General features: G+C 64.5%; 15 protein-coding genes and 1 tRNA gene. 8 read left to right on the forward strand and 8 right to left on the reverse strand.

Going from position 1 to position 18079, the window contains the following annotated elements:
* Positions 1-215: 215 nt before the first annotated feature.
* The 7 genes from clpX to ACSF9G_RS12250 form a co-directional block, all read right to left on the reverse strand.
* Entirely contained in the window at positions 216-1484 is a 1269-nt protein-coding gene (gene clpX / locus ACSF9G_RS12220; protein WP_436641893.1) for an ATP-dependent Clp protease ATP-binding subunit ClpX, read from the reverse strand.
* Between the two features lie 256 nt (positions 1485-1740).
* Positions 1741-2385, reverse strand: a complete 645-nt coding sequence (locus tag ACSF9G_RS12225; protein WP_436641895.1) for an ATP-dependent Clp protease proteolytic subunit — start codon at positions 2383-2385, stop codon at positions 1741-1743.
* A gap of 202 nt (positions 2386-2587) precedes the next feature.
* Positions 2588-4036, reverse strand: a complete 1449-nt coding sequence (gene tig / locus ACSF9G_RS12230) for a trigger factor (RefSeq protein ID WP_436641897.1) — start codon at positions 4034-4036, stop codon at positions 2588-2590.
* A 69-nt stretch (positions 4037-4105) separates the two neighbouring features.
* Positions 4106-4190, reverse strand: a tRNA-Leu gene (locus ACSF9G_RS12235).
* Between the two features lie 177 nt (positions 4191-4367).
* Entirely contained in the window at positions 4368-4511 is a 144-nt protein-coding gene (locus tag ACSF9G_RS12240) for a hypothetical protein (protein ID WP_436641899.1), read from the reverse strand.
* 73 nt (positions 4512-4584) lie between these two features.
* Positions 4585-6186: a vWA domain-containing protein gene (locus ACSF9G_RS12245; protein ID WP_436641901.1), complete on the reverse strand. Its 1602-nt coding sequence runs from the start codon at positions 6184-6186 to the stop codon at positions 4585-4587.
* Between the two features lie 112 nt (positions 6187-6298).
* Positions 6299-7750, reverse strand: a complete 1452-nt coding sequence (locus ACSF9G_RS12250) for an NAD(P)H-hydrate dehydratase (RefSeq protein WP_436642142.1) — start codon at positions 7748-7750, stop codon at positions 6299-6301.
* Between the two features lie 248 nt (positions 7751-7998).
* Here ACSF9G_RS12250 and ACSF9G_RS12255 point away from each other — a divergent pair, with 248 nt between their 5' ends.
* The 4 genes from ACSF9G_RS12255 to parE all read left to right on the forward strand — a co-directional run bounded on the left by ACSF9G_RS12255 (position 7999) and on the right by parE (position 13343).
* Positions 7999-8337, forward strand: coding sequence for a P-II family nitrogen regulator (locus ACSF9G_RS12255; protein ID WP_261618019.1), 339 nt, complete (start codon positions 7999-8001; stop codon positions 8335-8337).
* Between the two features lie 120 nt (positions 8338-8457).
* Entirely contained in the window at positions 8458-9867 is a 1410-nt protein-coding gene (glnA, locus tag ACSF9G_RS12260) for a type I glutamate--ammonia ligase (RefSeq protein ID WP_436641903.1), read from the forward strand.
* 901 nt (positions 9868-10768) lie between these two features.
* The gene (locus ACSF9G_RS12265; protein ID WP_436641905.1) at positions 10769-11161 is read left to right on the forward strand and encodes a hypothetical protein; all 393 of its coding nucleotides are present in this window, start codon (positions 10769-10771) and stop codon (positions 11159-11161) included.
* Between the two features lie 118 nt (positions 11162-11279).
* Positions 11280-13343 carry a DNA topoisomerase IV subunit B gene (gene parE / locus ACSF9G_RS12270; RefSeq protein ID WP_436641907.1) on the forward strand — a complete coding sequence of 688 codons (2064 nt, stop codon included), beginning with the start codon at positions 11280-11282 and terminating at the stop codon, positions 13341-13343.
* Positions 13344-13377: 34 nt separating this feature from the next.
* On the opposite strand, the gene ACSF9G_RS12275 is transcribed toward parE, so the two are convergent.
* Entirely contained in the window at positions 13378-14073 is a 696-nt protein-coding gene (locus ACSF9G_RS12275; protein WP_436641909.1) for an alpha/beta fold hydrolase, read from the reverse strand.
* Between the two features lie 153 nt (positions 14074-14226).
* Here ACSF9G_RS12275 and ACSF9G_RS12280 point away from each other — a divergent pair, with 153 nt between their 5' ends.
* From ACSF9G_RS12280 to ACSF9G_RS12295, 4 genes are all read left to right on the forward strand, one after another.
* Entirely contained in the window at positions 14227-14673 is a 447-nt protein-coding gene (locus ACSF9G_RS12280; RefSeq protein ID WP_436641911.1) for a hypothetical protein, read from the forward strand.
* 155 nt (positions 14674-14828) lie between these two features.
* Positions 14829-15191, forward strand: coding sequence for an SH3 domain-containing protein (locus ACSF9G_RS12285; protein ID WP_436641913.1), 363 nt, complete (start codon positions 14829-14831; stop codon positions 15189-15191).
* A gap of 288 nt (positions 15192-15479) precedes the next feature.
* Positions 15480-16862, forward strand: coding sequence for a DEAD/DEAH box helicase (locus ACSF9G_RS12290; RefSeq protein ID WP_436641915.1), 1383 nt, complete (start codon positions 15480-15482; stop codon positions 16860-16862).
* A gap of 153 nt (positions 16863-17015) precedes the next feature.
* Complete coding sequence (locus tag ACSF9G_RS12295; RefSeq protein ID WP_436641917.1) at positions 17016-18077, forward strand: GGDEF domain-containing protein; 1062 nt, start codon at positions 17016-17018, stop codon at positions 18075-18077.
* The last annotated feature ends 2 nt before the right edge of the window (positions 18078-18079 follow it).

Consider the following 18079-nt stretch of genomic DNA (forward strand, 5'->3'; position numbering starts at 1 on the left):
CTCTCATATCAGGAGCAGCACACAGCATTACGCCAGGAGGACGCGGCGGGTTACTGACCGGCCCTGAAAACGGCGCGCCGGGCCATCTACGGGCCCGGACCGGTCGACTCGCTTCGCTGCGGTGCCACAGTCGGTTGACCAATAGGTGGCCACGCACCACAGCCAAGTCAAGTGGCGGTCCGGAACCGGCCTGGCGGTCCCGGACGCCGTCAGGATCAGGCGCTGCTTTCGACCGTCTTCTCGGCCCGGTCCGCATAGATGTAGAGCGGCCGCGCCTTGCCTTCGATCACGTCGGGGCCAAGCACCACTTCCTCGACGCCGTCGAGGCCGGGCAGCTCGAACATCGTGTCGAGCAGGATCGATTCCATGATGGACCGCAGGCCGCGGGCACCGGTCTTGCGCTCGATCGCCTTGCGCGCGATCGCCTCGAGCGAATCGTTCGGCAGCGACAGCTCGACCCCCTCCATCTCGAACAGCCGCTGATACTGCTTGACCAGCGCGTTCTTCGGTTCCGACAGGATCTGCACGAGCGCGTCCTCGTCGAGATCGTCGAGGGTGGCGATCACCGGCAGACGGCCGATGAACTCCGGGATAAGGCCGAACTTGAGCAGGTCCTCGGGCTCGACGTCGCGGAAGATCTCGCCGGTGCGGCGGTCGTCCGGCGATTTCACCTCGGCGGCGAAGCCGATCGACGTGCCCTGGCCACGGCCGGAAATGATCTTTTCCAGCCCCGAGAAGGCGCCGCCGCAAATGAACAGGATGTTGGTCGTGTCGACCTGCAGGAACTCCTGCTGCGGATGCTTGCGACCGCCCTGCGGGGGAACGCTGGCGACCGTGCCTTCCATGATCTTCAAGAGCGCCTGCTGGACACCCTCGCCCGACACGTCGCGGGTGATGGAGGGATTGTCCGACTTGCGGCTGACCTTGTCGACCTCGTCGATATAGACGATGCCGCGCTGGGCCCGCTCGACGTTGTAGTCGGCCGACTGCAGGAGTTTCAGGATGATGTTCTCGACATCCTCGCCGACGTAACCGGCCTCGGTGAGAGTCGTGGCGTCGGCCATTGTGAACGGCACGTCGAGGATTCGCGCCAGCGTCTGCGCCAGCAGCGTCTTGCCGCAGCCCGTCGGGCCGATCAGCAGGATGTTCGATTTCGCCAGTTCGACGTCGTTCGACTTGGCGCCGTGGTTGAGCCGCTTGTAGTGATTGTGCACGGCAACCGACAGCACCTTCTTGGCGTGCGCCTGTCCGATCACATAGTCGTCGAGAACCTGGCAGATCTCGTTCGGGCTCGGCACGCCATCGTTGGCTTTCACGAAGGAGTTCTTGTTCTCCTCGCGAATGATGTCCATGCAAAGTTCAACACACTCGTCGCAGATGAACACGGTGGGTCCCGCGATCAGCTTACGGACTTCATGCTGGCTCTTGCCGCAGAAAGAGCAGTAGAGCGTGTTTTTGGAATCGCTGCCGCTGACCTTGCTCATTCGGTCACTCCACTTCGCCCCGCGGGCTTCAGGCCCTCCCGGGAAACCGGTCCGGGGCCGTTTTGGCATCGCCTCGCCCCTTCGGCGACGCACTTCACCTCGGTGTTTATAGCCGCCACGCGACGCTCGGCCAATGCCACCATGCTAGGTACCCACACATCAACAGACTATTAACGCTAATATCGCCGGCCCCCGGTTCAAGTCCCTGCCCGTTCGGCCGTTTCGCGTCAGTGCCTGTCGCGTATGCTCCAGCCCCTTACTTCTTCTCCTGCTCCGGCTCCTGCGTCGGGTCTCCCCGCTTGTCCATCACCTGATCGACAATGCCGAAGTCCTTCGCTTCCTGCGCGGTGAGGAAGTAGTCGCGATCGAGCGTCCGCTCGATGGTCTCGTAGTCCCGGCCCGTGTGCTTCACGTAGACCTCGTTCAGCCGGCGCTTCATTTTCAGGATGTCCTCGGCATGGCGCTCGATGTCCGACGCCTGCCCCTGGAAGCCGCCCGAGGGCTGATGCAGCATGACGCGGGCATTCGGCAGCGCGAAGCGCATGCCCGGCTCGCCCGCCGTCAGCAGAAGCGACCCCATCGAAGCCGCCTGTCCGGTGCACAGCGTCGACACCGGCGGCCGGATGAACTGCATCGTGTCGTAGATCGCCATTCCCGACGTCACAACGCCGCCGGGCGAGTTGATGTACATGGCGATCTCTTTTTTCGGGTTCTCCGCCTCGAGGAACAGAAGCTGCGCCGTCACCAGCGTCGCCATGTGGTCCTCGATCGGCCCGGTCACGAACACGATTCGCTCCTTCAGGAGCCGCGAGTAGATGTCGAAGGCCCTCTCGCCCCGGTTGGTCTGCTCGACCACCATCGGCACCAGGAGGTTCATGTAGGTATCAATCGGATCACGCATTTCGGTCTCCCAGTGTCACTCGTGCTGTGTCGCTCGTGCTGCGTCTTCCTTGCGGCATCGCAGCGCATCGGCGAAACGGTGTCTCCGTCCTCCGGCGCGGGCGCAAGCACCCGGCCCGCCCGGCCCGAACGAATCGTCGACCCGATGATAGGCCCTCGGGCGCACCGTTTGTCGAGCGGCGCGCCCTCCCGTCCTTAACGGATTATTCCTTGTCGGCCTTCTTGGTACGGCGACGCTTGGGCTTCTCGTCGTGAGAATGGCCGTGGTCATGCCCGTGGTCATGGTCGTGGTCGTGATGGTCGTGCTCCTCGTCGGGGTCATGGAACAGCTCATCCCGCGACACCGGCTTCTCCTCGACCTTGGAAAGCTCCAGGATGTAGTCGACGACCTTCTCCTCGAAGATCGGCGCCCTGAGCTCGGCGAGCGCGCCGGGGTTCTTCTGGTAGTACTCCCAGACCATCTGCTCCTGACCGGGGAACTGGCGCACCCGGTCGACCATCGCCCGGTTCAGTTCCTCTTCGGTCACCTTTATTTCGTTCTTGTCACCGATATCTGCAAGGAGCAGGCCCAGTCGCACGCGCCGTTCGGCGATTTTGCGGTAGTCGGCCTTGCTGTCTTCCTCGGTCGAGCCCTCGTCGGCGAAGGTCTTGCCGGCGCGTTCCAGGTCCTGCGTCACCTGCTGCCAGATCGCCTCGAACTCGCTGTCGACCAGCTTCTCCGGCAGTTCGAACTTGCACGCCTCGTCCAGCGCGTCGAGCAGCTGGCGCTTGACCTTGCTGCGGGACTGCGTCTCGAAGTCCTTGCCGATCTGCTCGCGCACGGCGTCCTTGACCTTGTCGAGCGATTCCATGCCGAGCGACTGGGCGAACTCGTCGTCGATCTTGATCTCGCCCGGCGCCTGGATCTCCTTGACCTTGACCTCGAACTCGGCCTCCTTGCCGGCCAGATGCTCGGCCTGATAGGCCTCCGGGAACGTCACCTTGACCACGATGTCGCTGCCCGCCTTCACGCCGGTGAGCTGCTCCTCGAACCCGGGAATGAACGAGTTCGAGCCGAGCTGGATCTGCGCGTCCTGATCGGCACCGCCCTCGAAAGGCTCGCCGTCCAGCTTGCCGAGATAGTCGATGGTCAGCCGGTCGCCGGTTTCGGACGCCTCGCCGTCCTTGCGCGGCACGAAGGGGCGATTCTGCTCGGCGATCCGCTGGATGCTCTCGTCGACCACCGAATCCTCGACCTTCGCCACTTCCTTCTCGATCTTGATCTTCGAGAAATCGGGCATCTCGACCGGCGGCAGCACCTCGAACGTCACCGAATAGGCAAGGTCGGCCTTGCCTTCGAGGATCTGCTCGATCTCGTCCTTGTCCTCTGTCAGCGCGATCTGCGGCTGATAGGCCGGCCGTTCCTCGCGATCGGTGATCGCCTGCTGGCTGGTCTCGTTGACCGCCTGCTCCAGAACCTCCGCCATGACCGAGCGGCCATAGACGCGCTTCAGATGGGCGATCGGGACCTTGCCCGGCCTGAAACCGCGAATGCGGACACGATCCTTCAGATCGGTCAGGCGGTCGTTGAGCCGGGTATCCAGATCTCCGGCCGGGATGGTGATGCGGAGCTCGCGCTTGAGCCCTTCGTTGAGAGTTTCTGTGACCTGCATGACGTCTCGATCGCCTAACTGCGTTGTCCTGAAGTTCGTGTCGGAGGCGGTACGCGGCCGGAACGGGCCTGGTGCGGGCGGAGGGACTTGAACCCCCACGGCTTGCGCCACGAGAACCTAAATCTCGCGTGTCTACCAGTTCCACCACGCCCGCGAAACGGCCGGCGGGCGGCCCACGCATGGCGGCGGTCTATAACACACCGATTCCGACGGACGCCAGCGAAAATGGCCCGAATGTAGGGGAAGCGCCAAATCGACCGTTCTCCCGTTCGGGCCTCCCATTCGGGAACCCGCGGCGGCGGTGCGGAAGGCCCCCGCCGACACCCGGCCGTCAGTCGCGCAGCAGAAACGAGGATAGGACCAGTATGAAGGCGGCCGCGCCGACCAGAAGCAGGGCTATCGGCTCGGGCCCCGAGGATCGAAGAAGGACGAAGAGGCCGGTCAGTCCCAGTATGGTTACGTGAATCTTACCCAATTTCGAAGCTCCTGTGCCGGCCGGGGACAAGACGCTCCCTGCCGGCAGGACCTTCGCAACGGCCGTGCCGATCCTATTTCGCGATCCGCAGTTTGGAGATTCGCGTGGCGATTTCCTTGAACACGGCGTCGAGCGTCGAGGTGCTGGGCGAGTCATAGTACATGTCGGACTGGGTCGCGCAGTTGCGCATCAGCGTTTTCGTGGACTCGCTGGGATCTCCGAACGTGATGGTGAAAAGATCGATCCTCTCGTCCTTCACCGCGTCACAGGCTTCCTCGGTCCGATTATCCATTTCGGCCTTGTAGGTCGAGCTTCTCGTTGTATCGATAAGCCGTCCCGACTTCGCAAATCCCCAGGCACCGAAGTAACTGTTGTTCTCGCCGCTCGAGCTCGAACCGACGCCAGGTCCGGTATTATCGCCGTCGGTAAGCAAGATGATGACCTTGTGATGGTTTACGGTTGCGTACGGCTTGCCTTCCGAAAAAGGTTCCGCCGGAGAAACAACCCTCAACCCCCAAATCAGACCTTCGGCAATGTTCGTATATCCGGCCGCCTTCATGTCATCCAAAGCATTGGTGACCGTGGATTTCCTGTTGGTTAGAGGCGTGATGGGATTGGCCGTGCAGCCGAAATTCGGGCCAGCGAAACCGAGATCCCTGGATAAGTGCCTGTCGTCGGCCGTAACGTTGTTCTTGTATTTGCTTATGTTTTCCTGCCGAACGACATCAGGCTCGCTCTCGTCGATATCGTCGTCGAGATAGGAATTCACATACTCGCCCTCGTATCGGCGGCAGCGACCATCGCGCCGATATGATGTGCAAACCCGATCGGGCTCGTCGGGCGCGAAATACGGCACGAACAGCGTCTCCGGATTGGCGCTGGACGCCTCCGTATCCCTGATGTCGAGCGGGTAGGCCCGCGCCTCGACGCAACCGCCCCAATTCACATTCCGGATGCGGTCGTATAGATCGAAACGGGTCAGATTCTGGTTCTTCATCGCCGTCTCGTCGAAATTGTCGTAGTGGAGCGGATTCAGGCCATCCGTATCCATCCATGACGCATTCGCGTAGGCTGTCCCCACATTCACGGCGTGCGAGAATGGCACCAACGCCATGTCCAGAAGCGGATGGACCGTCGTTTCGCCGAAGAGATTGTCGACCAGCGTTTCGGCCGCGTCTTTCAGCGCCTCGATCTTCGACCCATCCATCGAGCCCGTGTTGTCGAGCACCAGGACGACCTCGAAGGAGTCCTCGGAGCGCACGATCTCGGAATCGACGTTGGCGGGCAGGAATTCCACGCCGGCGAGATGCATGATGTAGGTCTCGACATCGGCCTTGGCGGCGAGGTTGATCTTGTCGGCGGACGCGACGGTCTTCAACTGCTTGATCGTGATGCCCGCGCCCTCACGGAAATTCTCGCGGAAGACTTGAGCGGCGAGCTCGTCGATTTCGTCCTGCGACATCGTGTCGACCTGATGGGCAAGCATGAGGCCGGTCGCGTCGAGCGCCGTCTGAATGCGGGCACGCGCCGCATTGTAGCGGCCATAGTCGAGGGCTGAGCCGACCGCCAGAATGATCGGCAGCAGTGCAAACGCGAAGATGATGCCGACGTTGCCGCGCGCATCCGTGAAAAACGTCCGTTTGCGGTTCCTGACCGCGTTTGACCAGAACGGCATTGTTTGCGCCTTCCCTGTTGAGACAGGAATTGTTTTGCCCTTGCCGCTCTGGTTACCGCAGGGGAATTAAATCTCTATTGAAAATTTGAGTTAATGTCCGTGCACTATAATTTTAGGCGAATTCGGCAAGCACAGCGGGCAATCGTTCGCTTAGATCCTCGGCGATGAGTCCCGGCCCGAAATCGCACGCCACCGCCCCGTGCAGCCAGACCGCGGCCGCCGCGGCCTCGAAGGCCGGCATCGTCTGCGCGAGCAGCCCCACTGCCATCCCCGAGAGAACGTCTCCCGAACCGGCCGTGGCGAGCCAGGCCGGCGCGTCCGCATTGATCGCGGCACGTCCGTCCGGGGCCGCGACGACAGTATCCGCCCCTTTGAGAACGATCACAGCGCCGCTCGTTCTGGCCGCTGCGCGGGCCCTTTCGAGGCGCGTGTCCCCCGCCTTGATGTCGGCGTCCTTGAACAGCCTGCGGAATTCCCCCTCGTGCGGCGTCAGCACGACGGGACGGTCGGCATCCGCTGAAATCGCCCGGAACAGCTGTGCCGGCTCGTCGGCGAAACAGGTCAGCGCGTCGGCGTCGAGCACGACGGGACGTCGGGCTCCGAGTGTGACCTGCACCCGGCGACGCGTTTCCTCGTTGACGCCGGCCGCCGGACCGATCAGCACCGCGTTGCGGCGCGCGTCCTCGAGCGCGCGCGCCAGCCCCGCCACACCTTCAGCCTCGGTCAACATCACGGCGGTGAGATGGGCGGCATTCGACGGGAGCGCGGCGGTGGGACTTGCGACGGTAACGAGCCCGGCACCGATGCGCAGGGCCGCGCGGGCGGACAGACGCGCCGCGCCGGTGTTCCAGGGCCCGCCACTCACCACCAGGGCGTGGCCGCGATCGTATTTGTGGCTCTGTGGACGCGGGCGCGGCAGGCGATCCCCCCACAATCGCGGCCCGTTCGCGTATGTTTCGGGGGCGATTTCCCCCAGGACGCCGTCTTCGATGCCGATTTGGGCCAGTTTCAGCTCGCCGCAGAGTTCGCGCCCCGGCAACAGAAGATGCCCCGGCTTGAGGCGGAAGAAGGTGACGGTTCGCGTCGCCCGCACCGCAATGCCGCGGATTTCGCCGCTGGTCCCGTCGACGCCCGAGGGCACGTCGACGGCCACGACCGGCAATCCCGACCGGTTGACCGCCTCGACAACCGCCGCGACGGGCCCCTCGATCGGCCTGGACAGCCCCGCGCCGAACAGTGCGTCGACGATGACCCCGACATTCCCGATGGTGTCGGCCGACAGCGGCTCGACCGCGCCGGTCCAGCGCGCCGCCATTTCGGCGGCATCGCCCGTGAGCCGCGACGGATCGCCCAGCGACGCGACGCGGACCCTGCGGCCGGCCGCCGCCAGATGCCGCGCGGCGACGAAACCGTCGCCGCCGTTGTTTCCCGGACCGCACAGGACCAGCACCTCGCGACCCCGGTTCAGTGCTAGGGTCGCGGCCGCGACCGCGCGGCCCGCGTTCTCCATCAAAATTTCGGCGGGAACACCGGCTTCGATTGTCAGGCGGTCGGCGTTCGCCATCTGCCCGGTCGTGAGCAACTCGTTCACCCGACACCTCCGAGGAGACACATCGGCTTGACCAATTCTTGTGCGATTGCCTGTTTTTTCATCCCACATTTCCGGAGTAGAATGCCCGTTTCACGGGCACCCTTTCACATCCCCTTGAAAACACGCCGTAATTCCGACTACGCGGATTTGGCACAAGCCATGCTAACCGAAAGCCGGGCATCCTTCCGATCAGGAAGCCCCACGCTAGGAGTCACGTCCAGATGAAAAAAATCGAGGCTATCATCAAGCCGTTCAAACTCGACGAGGTAAAGGAGGCGCTCCAGGAAGTGGGGCTGCAAGGCATTACCGTAACCGAAGCCAAGGGGTTCGGTCGCCAGAAAGGCCACACGGAGCTCTACCGGGGCGCCGAATATGTCGTCGATTTCCTGCCGAAGGTGAAGGTCGAGGTCGTCCTCGGCGACGACCAGATCGACAAGGCTGTGGAAGCCATCCAGAAGGCGGCGCAAACGGGCCGCATCGGCGACGGCAAGATCTTCATTTCGACCATCGAGGACGCCATCCGCATCCGCACCGGAGAGCGCGGCGTGGACGCGATCTGATCGGAGGAACCGGCGCCCGATCGGGGTCGAACCGCGTTTCGCGAGAGTTCGGACCACGAGCAACGGCGCCAAATCCCAACCAGACCCCAGGATCCAGCTGAAAAATTAAGAGGTAGTCACATGGCTGAAGCTAAGTCCGTTCTCAAGTCGATCAAAGAGAACGACGTCAAGTTCGTCGACCTGCGGTTCACCGACCCGCGGGGCAAGATGCAGCACGTCACGATGGACATCGCCGTCGTCGATGAGGAAATGTTCGCCGAGGGCGTCATGTTCGACGGCTCGTCGATCGCCGGCTGGAAGGCGATCAACGAGTCCGACATGACCCTGATGCCCGATCCCGAGACGGCGCATCTCGACCCGTTCTTCGCCGCGCCCACGCTCGCCATCATGTGCGATGTCCTGGAGCCGTCGACGGGCGAGGCCTATGACCGCGACCCGCGCTCGACCGCCCGGAAGGCCGAGGCCTATCTGAAGCAGACCAAGATCGGCGACACCTGCTTCGTCGGCCCGGAGGCCGAGTTCTTCGTGTTCGACGACGTCCGCTTCTCGGTCAGCCCCTTCAACACCGGCTTCGCCATCGACTCATCGGAGCTGCCGTCGAACACCGGCACCGAGTATGAGGCCGGCAACCTCGGCCACCGGCCGCGCACCAAGGGCGGCTACTTCCCGGTTCCGCCGGTCGACTCCGCCCAGGACATGCGGTCCGAGATGCTCTCGGTCATGGCCTCCATGGGCGTTTCCGTCGAGAAGCACCACCACGAGGTTGGCGCGGCCCAGCACGAACTCGGCATGAAGTTCGACACGCTGACGCGCAACGCCGACAAGATGCAGATCTACAAGTACGTGGTGCATCAGGTCGCCAACGCCTACGGCAAGTCGGCCACCTTCATGCCGAAGCCGATCTTCGGCGACAACGGCTCCGGCATGCACGTTCACCAGTCGATCTGGAAGAGCGGCAAGCCGGTCTTCGCCGGCAAGAAGTACGCCGGCCTGTCGGAGCAGTGCCTCTACTACATCGGCGGCATCCTGAAGCACGCCAAGGCCATCAACGCCTTCACCAACCCGCTGACCAACTCCTACAAGCGGCTGGTGCCGGGCTACGAGGCGCCGGTGCTCCTCGCCTATTCGGCGCGGAACCGCTCGGCCAGCTGCCGCATTCCGGTCGCCTCCTCGCCGAAGGCCAAGCGCGTCGAGATCCGCTTCCCCGATCCGGGCGCGAACCCCTATCTGTGCTTCGCCGCCCTGTTGATGGCCGGCCTGGACGGCATCAAGAACAAGATCGATCCCGGCGAGGCGATGGACAAAAACCTCTACGACCTGCCGCCGGAGGAGCTGAAGGAAATTCCGACGGTGGCCGCCAGCCTGCGCGAGGCGCTTGCCTCGCTCGACGGCGACCGGGACTTCCTGAAGGCCGGCGGTGTGTTCTCCGACGACCAGATCGACGCGTATATCGAACTGAAGATGGATGAGGTGATGGCGTTCGAGATGACGCCGCATCCGGTCGAGTTCGACCTCTACTACAGCGTGTGACGACCGGCCGCGAGGCAACACAAAAACGCGACGGGGCGGCCTTGCCGCCCCGTTTTTTTTGCGATCCCGCCCGCTACGCATTCCGGGAAAACGCGGAAAAGACCGGGATATCGTCACCGGACTGTCAAACGAACCCGCTAGGTTGCCCGTGGGATTGCAGCACCGGTGGTCGTGGCGCCCGGATTCTCCTCCCCGAGTCCCGCGGACTTCATCAGCCAAGGCTTGCCCCCGCCCCTGCGCGCAAGCCGATCGCGCCGCCGCCCGAGGCCGTCCCGCGTTGTAGCCTTTCAACAGGGCCGCCCCGCCTGGGGCTGCCCTTTTTTTGCCTGTCGATGGACAATCCGTCCGGCGCGCAAGTCGGTATTGACACCTGCCCCAGCGAGGCGCAGACTTTATTCAAATCCGGAAAGGAGGTCTAAGACAATGAGTCCGCCGACCCGATTTTCGCCGTTTCTACCGCAGTAGACAGATAGAAACGGCCATCCCAACCGACAATTGAATCCATGCTTCGAGCGCTGGAGTGTTTCCGGTGGGCATGCGGAGGCACGAGCCCGATCGGAAGCTCCGCGCGATTACACGGATCTCGACAAGAGACCGAATACCGGCGTCTTGCGTCTGCCCATGAGAGACGAAGCGCACCAGCAATGGCTCCGTAGCCGAAAGCGCGGGGCCATTGTCTTTGGAGAGGGCCCATTGTCTTCAGAGAGGGCATTGTCGTCAGGAGGCATCGTCTCCAGGGATTGTCCTCTTTTAGGGCCCATAGCCTTTCGGAGCCCGACACCCTTCCCTGCCACCAGTCCTTTACCTGCCGCGCGAAATCGACGCCCGGCCGGCCTGCGGACAATCCACGGTGTTTGCTCTATGGTCCACGGCCTAATATTCGACGAAGCAGGCGCTCCCGATGCTCCGTGGCCTGAACTGGATCCTTTTTGTTGCCGGCCTGGCGCTGGTCGCGGTCTCGATCATCAGCGAGACGGACACCGGCATCGGCGTCTTCCTGATACCGGCCGTCGGTTTCTTTGTCGCTTTTGCGTTCGTGCCCTACGTCGCCTTCGGCGTTCTCAACAGACGGCTTACCCGGACGGTCCCGCTGGCGATCTGCACTCTGGGACTGCTGGGCCTGTCCGCCTTCTGGGTCTGGGGCTTCGGCGGTGCCTTCTGGTGGAACGAGAATCCCGACGCGCAGGATGCCCTCATCCTCGTCGTCCTTCCCGCCTACATGATCGCGGCGACAGGCGCCCTCGCTCTTGGCGCCTGGGTGCTGGAACGCTATCTGACGTTCCGAACCACTTGAGTCACGCTTGAACGCGGTCGATTCGGCGCCGGCGAAATGGCACAATCGCAGTTGATTCGCCGACCGCTTCGTCGATTGCGGCAAATCCCTTACCGAAACCGCTTTCTACAAACGGACCATGCCGAAGTCGCAGGACCTGCCCTCGCTGTTTGACGACGCGCCGCAATCGCCAGCCGGGCCGGCCGCCGCACCGGCTGCCAAACCGGCTACCGCGCCCAAGGCGCCTGCGCCGCGTGCCGTCACGCGCGGTGCCGAAGACGCCTACACCGCCGCCGACATCGAGGTGCTCGAGGGGCTAGAGCCGGTGCGCCGCCGGCCCGGCATGTATATCGGCGGCACCGACGAGAAGGCGCTGCACCACCTCTTCGCCGAGGTGATCGACAACGCCATGGACGAGGCCGTCGCCGGCCACGCCACCTGGATCGATGTCAGTCTCGAGGCCGACGGCTTCCTGACGGTCACCGACAACGGCCGCGGCATCCCCATCGATCCGCACCCCAAATACAAGGACAAGTCCGCGCTCGAGGTCATCCTGACCACGCTGCATGCCGGCGGAAAGTTCGACTCCAAGGTCTACGAGACCTCCGGCGGTCTTCACGGCGTCGGCGTCTCGGTGGTCAACGCCCTGTCGGACACGCTCGAGGTCGAGGTCGCCCGCGGCCGCCAGCTCTACCGCCAGACCTATTCGCGGGGAATGCCGCTCGGCCCGATCGAGCCGCTCGGCGAGGTCATGAACCGGCGCGGCACGCGCATCCGCTTCCATCCCGATGCGACGATCTTCGGCAAGATTCACTTCCGCCCGGCCCGCCTGTTCCGCATGACCCGGTCCAAGGCCTACCTGTTCCGCGGCGTCGAGATCCGCTGGAACTGCGCGCCCGAGCTTCTGGCCGAGGACGGCGCGGTTCCCGAAAAGGAAGTGTTCCACTTCCCCGGCGGCCTGAAGGACTTCCTGGCCGCCGAGATCAAGGGCGAGACCACCATCGCCAACGACATCTTCGCTGGCCGCGTCGAACGCGACGGCGGCCATGGCGGTGTCGAGTGGGCGGTCGCCTGGTGCGCCGGCCGCGACGGTTTCGTCTCCTCCTACTGCAACACGGTGCCGACGCCCGACGGCGGCACCCACGAGGCCGGCCTGCGCGCCGCGCTGCTCAAGGGCCTGCGCGCCTACGCCGAACTGAGCGGCCGCAAGCGGGCGACGATCTTCACCGCCGACGATGTCATGGCCTCCTGCACCGCGATGCTGTCGGTGTTCATCCGCGAGCCGGAATTCCAGGGCCAGACGAAGGACAAGCTGGCGACCTCAGAGGCGACCCGCATCGTCGAGCAGGCTGTCCGCGACGAGTTCGACCACTGGCTAACCGCGAGCCCCCAGCAGGCGACCAAGCTGCTCGACTGGGTGATTGAGCGCGCCGAGGAGCGCGCCCGCCGACGCCAGGAAAAGGAAGTCGGCCGCAAGACCGCCGTGCGCAAGCTGCGCCTGCCCGGCAAGCTCGCCGACTGTTCGCACAACAGCAGCGCCGGCGCCGAGATCTTCATCGTCGAGGGCGATTCGGCCGGCGGCTCGGCCAAGCAGGCGCGCGACCGCAAGACCCAGGCCGTGCTGCCGCTCCGCGGCAAGATCCTCAACGTCGAGAGCGCGGCGTCCGGCAAGCTCGCGCACAACCAGCAGCTCGCCGACCTGACCCAGGCGCTCGGCTGCGGCACGGGCCAGCAGTATGCCGAAGACGACCTGCGCTACGACAAGGTCATCATCATGACCGACGCCGACGTCGACGGCGCCCATATCGCCGCGCTGCTGATGACCTTCTTCTACCGGCAGATGCCCAGGCTGATCGAGGACGGTCACCTGTATCTCGCGGTGCCGCCGCTCTACCGGATCAGCCAGGGCGGCAAGACGCTCTATGCCCGCGACGACGCCCACAAGGACGAGCTCATGAAGACCGAGTTCACCGGGCGCGGCAAGGTCGAGATCGGCCGCTTCAAGGGCCTGGGCGAGATGCTGCCGGCGCAGCTCAAGGAAACCACAATGGACCCGAAGCGCCGCACGCTGCTGCGCGTCGCGGTCGAGAACGATCCGGAAGGCACCACGGATGCGGTGCGGCGTCTGATGGGCAACAATCCGGAAGCGCGCTTCCATTTCATCCAGGAAAACGCGGAGTTCGCGGAGGATCTGGATATCTGACGCCCGTCAGAGCGGGTGGCGGGCGCAACCGCCGTTACAGCCCCAGGAACTCCGCCAGCAAGGCGTTCACCGCCTCGGGCTGCTCGAGCGTGCTCAGATGGCCGCTGCCTTCGATCATCGCCAGTCGCGCACCCGGGATGCCCGCGGCGATTTCCTCCGACAGCTCCGGCGGCGTCAATCGGTCCCGGTCGCCGCACACGACGAGGGTCGGGCAACGGATGTCGCCGAGATCGGGGCGCGCGTCCTTGCGGCCGATGATCGCCCTCTGCTGACGGATGAAGGCGTCGACGCCAGTGTCGTCCGCCATTTGCCGGATGGTCGCGACGAGCGCGGCATCGCCAAGGCGGCTCTCATCGACGAACAGCGGTAGCAGCCGGTCCATCACCGGGGCCAGGCCGTCCGCCAGCGCAAGCGCCATCGTCGCCTCGCGAAACGCGGTCTGCTCGGGCCGGTCCGGACGCGCCGTGGTGTCCATTAGCACCAGCTTGGTCATGCGCTCCGGCGCCTGCTCCGCCATCTCCAGCGCGACGTAGCCGCCCATCGACAGGCCGACCAGCGCGAACCGCTCGGGCGCGGCGTCGAGAATCGAATCGACGATCGCCTTCATGCCGTCTTGGCGCGTGTGATCGGCGACGATGCACTGGGCCCTGTCCTCGAACGCGGCGCGTTGCGGCCCGAACAATGCCGCCGTGCAGAGAAGGCCGGGCACGAACACGATCGGATCGGACATCTGGGCGTCTCCACTTGCTGCGGCCCTTGCGGCGGCCCTTGCGGCGGCCCTTGCGGCGGCCCTTGCGGCGGCCGTCGTTTCGACCGTGGCACCGGTCCTTTGAATCGGGCATGAACCGTTCGCCGACAACCACGACCGGGACCCCGATACCACATGCGCGCCACGATATCCGCCCTCCTGCTGGTCTTCCTGTTTCTTGCCCCCGGTGCCCGGGCCGACGCCGTCGCCACCGGCATCGCCGGCATGCCCGCCGAGGTCATAACCCTGCGCACGGGCGGCGAATGGCGCGGCGGCGCCGGAGGCGGCGGCACCGGCTACTATCGGTTCGTGCTCGCGCGATCGCCGGTCCGGCCCTCCGCGGCGCGCCTTTTCGTCCAGTGGATCGAGCGCCGCGGCGCGAGCGAAGGAATCGTGTCGAGCATCGAGGTCGCCGAGATCGCCCGCACGCCGACGCGGATCACCGATCTGCGGCTCGAGACCGTGACGGAGGGCACCAATGCCTTTGTCGACGTGGTCGATCTGGCGACGGGCGCCCCCGACGAGCTCATGCTGATGCTCGGCGGACCGGGGGCCTACCAACTGACCGAACTCGGCAACTGAGCACGGACCCACGAAGGCCGCGGCAAGCGAGCGGGCGCCGGGCGACAGGCGACGGGCACTGTCAACGCCTGGCGCGTCGCCGCAAGACCGCCCTCTTTGGAACGCGGCGCCGATTCTGTACCGTGGCGGTTCCGTCCCGACCAAGGAGACGTCTCATGCGCAAGATCCTATTCTCCCTCGCCTTCACGCTCGCGACGGTCGTCTCTGCTGGCGTGGCAGCGGCGGCCTATGTCACGGCGGATCTGAACATGCGTCGCGGGCCGAGCCCGGGCTACGTACGGATCGCCGTCATTCCGGCTGGCCATCAGGTCGGCATCCTGAACTGCGGCAGCGGCTGGTGCCGGGTGACCTATCGCGGCGCCGTCGGATGGGTTTCCGGGCGCTATCTCGCCGACGGTGGCGGCTATTACCGGCCCGCCCCTCCTCCGCCGGACTACTACGGCCGCCGGGCCTATCCCTACCCGCGCCACCACTACCCGCATCGATGGTGGCACCCGCAGCCCTGGCGCCCCTACTGAGCGCCGAATCCCGCCGGACGCGGCGTCTCGGAGGCGATCGCCTGGCGCGGTCACCAACCGCGAAGCCAGTCCCTCACAGAGGGCGGGCGGACCGCGTTCCTAGTGTCACACGGCCCGGAAATATCGGCCAAATCGGATTTTGCTAACCCAAAAATGTAAATCCGGGCCATCGTGCCGTTGACACAGCACGCTTACCGATTATGTTCCGGCGAAATCCAAGCGGAACAAGCACCCTTGAAATCTCTGTGTTCGCGACAATCCCGCCACACGGATCACAGTGGCCGGTAGATGGCGTTTACTGAACTAGGTCTGAGCCCAAAAGTCCTGTCGGCCGTGGAAGCGGCCGGCTACAAGGAACCTACGCCTATTCAGGCGGAGGCCATTCCGCACGTGCTGTCGCGTCGCGATCTGATCGGCATCGCTCAGACGGGAACCGGCAAGACGGCGAGCTTCGTGCTGCCGATGTTGTCGCTTCTCGAGAAGGGACGCGCCCGGGCCCGGATGCCGCGCACCCTGATTCTGGAACCGACGCGCGAACTCGCCGCGCAGGTCGAGCAGAATTTCACGATCTACGGCCAGAACCACAAGCTGACCGTCGCCTTGCTCATTGGCGGCGTCTCCTTCTCCGAACAGGAGAAAAAGCTTGATCGCGGCGCCGACGTGCTGATTGCCACGCCCGGCCGCCTGCTCGATCACGTGGAACGCGGCAAGCTTTTGCTGACCGGCGTCGACGTTCTCGTCATCGACGAAGCCGACCGCATGCTCGACATGGGCTTTATCCCGGATATCGAGCGGATCTGCCGGCTGGTGCCCTTCACGCGCCAGACGCTGTTCTTCTCCGCCACCATGCCGCCGGAGATCGAGAAGCTCACCGGCCAGTTCCTGCAGAATCCGGTTCAGGTTCAAGTGGCGCGGCAGTCGACCACCGCTGAGACCGTTACCCAGGCGCTGATCACCTCGCCGTCTGTGCCGAAGGACAAGCGTGCGATCCTGCGGCGCGAGATCCGCGACGCCAAGAATCTCACCACCGCCATCGTGTTCTGCAATCGCAAGCGCGATGTCGCCACGCTGCACCGTTCGCTCCAGCGCCACGGATTCAATGCCGGCGCCCTGCACGGCGATCTCGACCAGCGCGAGCGCATGGCAACGCTCGCCAAGTTCCGTGCCGGCGAGATAAACCTGCTGATCGCCAGTGATGTCGCCGCCCGCGGCCTCGACATCCCCGCCGTCAGCCACGTCTTCAATTTCGACGTTCCCACCCACGCCGAGGACTATGTCCACCGCATCGGCCGCACGGGTCGCGCCGGCCGCGAAGGTGACGCGATCACGATCGCGACGAAGGCCGACGAGAAATACGTCGCGTCCATCGAGAAGCTTATCGGCAAGCCGATCCCGCGCCGCGAAGGCGCACCGGATCTGGCGAAGATCGACGCCGAAGAGGACGTCGAGGAAACCCGCGGGCGTGGCCGTAATCGCGGCGGTCGCGGACGCTCCGAGCCTGCGGCGGAGGCCGGAAATGAGGCGCGCAAGCCCAAAAAGGAACCGCGCGGCGAGCGGCCCGGTCGCGGCCGCGACAGGTCCGAGAAGGACGAGCCAGTCGTCGGCCTCGGCGAGCATGTGCCCAGTTTCCTGCTGCGTCCGGTTCGCCGCGCCGCCGAATCCGAAGAATAATTTCGTCTTATCAAATAGTTGCCCTGAACCGTCGAATTCCCGCGCAAATTCCGCTGACTTAACCCTGCGTTAAGGTAGCCGAAAATACTGTGACGGTGCTCCTTACGCTGCGGAGCACGCGGAGAAATGTCGCGTTTCGAGGGAACATCGCCAGTGACACGGACGGACGAATTCGATCGCTCGATTACCTATGGCGAGGCGGCCCTCACCTATCTCAAAGGCAACCGCACGCCGGCCTACCCCCGCAACTACGAGCTTTGGTATATCTACGCGGCCGGGTTCAATCGCGAGCTCAACAAGGCCGTCAACGACGCGCTGAAGCGGCTCGGCCATCTGCCGGAAGACCTGACGGAGCGATTCTACGACGAGTTCCTTTCGCCGGTGCGCCTCAGCGATCGTGTCGGCGAAGTCAGCGCGCGGGTTTCCAAGGAACTCGACGAGATCGTCGTCATGCTGGAGGCCTCCAGCGACAACTGCCAGCAGTACGGCCAGTCGCTGCGCACCGCCGCGAGCGGTCTCGGCAGCACCGAAAACAAGCAGCAGACCCGCGCCATCATCGAGAAGATCCTGCGCGCCACAACGGCAATGGAAGCGCGCAACACCTCACTCGAGTCACAGCTCAAGGACTCGAAGGGCCAGATCACCGACCTTCAGGAAAGCCTCGAGGCGATCCGGTACGAATCGCTGACCGACCAGTTGACAGGGCTCGCCAACCGCAAGCATTTCGACCAGAGCCTGGAGCGGGCCGTCGATATCGCCGTTAGGCGCGGCGAACCGGTGTCGCTGGCGATGTGCGACATCGATCACTTCAAGAAGTTCAACGACACGTTCGGGCACCAGACCGGCGATCAGGTCCTGCGTCTTGTCGGCGCCGCGATCAGGAGCGCGGTGAAGGGTCGGGACATCGCCGCACGCTACGGCGGCGAGGAGTTCGCCGTCATTCTCCCGAGCACGGCCCTGGATGCGGCGATCTATGTCGGCGAAGACATCCGGACCGCCGTCATGTCCAAGGAACTCATCAAGCGCTCCACGGGTGAAAGCCTCGGCCGCATCACCATGTCGGTCGGCGTGGCGACGCTGCGCCACAACGATACCCGCGACAGCCTGGTCGAGCGCGCCGACATGGCGCTGTACGCGTCGAAGCGCAACGGCCGGAATCGGGTCACCTCCGAATCGGAGCTGGGGGACGAGGCCCACGCGTCGGCCGTCGCCTGAGA

The sequence above is a fragment of the Microbaculum mangrovi genome (genome assembly GCF_051390635.1).
GTDB lineage: Bacteria > Pseudomonadota > Alphaproteobacteria > Rhizobiales > Tepidamorphaceae > Microbaculum.

Bases quoted from the DNA above. Each gene is read 5' to 3' on its own strand.
- glnA (WP_436641903.1), top strand. From the start codon at position 8,458: ATGGCTGAAGCTAAGTCCGTTCTCAAGTCGATCAAAGAGAACGACGTC.
- parE (WP_436641907.1), top strand. From the start codon at position 11,280: ATGCCGAAGTCGCAGGACCTGCCCTCGCTGTTTGACGACGCGCCGCAA.
- ACSF9G_RS12285 (WP_436641913.1), top strand. From the start codon at position 14,829: ATGCGCAAGATCCTATTCTCCCTCGCCTTCACGCTCGCGACGGTCGTC.
- clpX (WP_436641893.1), bottom strand. From the start codon at position 1,484: ATGAGCAAGGTCAGCGGCAGCGATTCCAAAAACACGCTCTACTGCTCT.
- ACSF9G_RS12250 (WP_436642142.1), bottom strand. From the start codon at position 7,750: ATGGCGAACGCCGACCGCCTGACAATCGAAGCCGGTGTTCCCGCCGAA.
- tig (WP_436641897.1), bottom strand. From the start codon at position 4,036: ATGCAGGTCACAGAAACTCTCAACGAAGGGCTCAAGCGCGAGCTCCGC.
- ACSF9G_RS12255 (WP_261618019.1), top strand. From the start codon at position 7,999: ATGAAAAAAATCGAGGCTATCATCAAGCCGTTCAAACTCGACGAGGTA.
- ACSF9G_RS12280 (WP_436641911.1), top strand. From the start codon at position 14,227: ATGCGCGCCACGATATCCGCCCTCCTGCTGGTCTTCCTGTTTCTTGCC.
- ACSF9G_RS12290 (WP_436641915.1), top strand. From the start codon at position 15,480: ATGGCGTTTACTGAACTAGGTCTGAGCCCAAAAGTCCTGTCGGCCGTG.
- ACSF9G_RS12225 (WP_436641895.1), bottom strand. From the start codon at position 2,385: ATGCGTGATCCGATTGATACCTACATGAACCTCCTGGTGCCGATGGTG.
- ACSF9G_RS12245 (WP_436641901.1), bottom strand. From the start codon at position 6,186: ATGCCGTTCTGGTCAAACGCGGTCAGGAACCGCAAACGGACGTTTTTC.
- ACSF9G_RS12275 (WP_436641909.1), bottom strand. From the start codon at position 14,073: ATGTCCGATCCGATCGTGTTCGTGCCCGGCCTTCTCTGCACGGCGGCA.
- ACSF9G_RS12265 (WP_436641905.1), top strand. From the start codon at position 10,769: ATGCTCCGTGGCCTGAACTGGATCCTTTTTGTTGCCGGCCTGGCGCTG.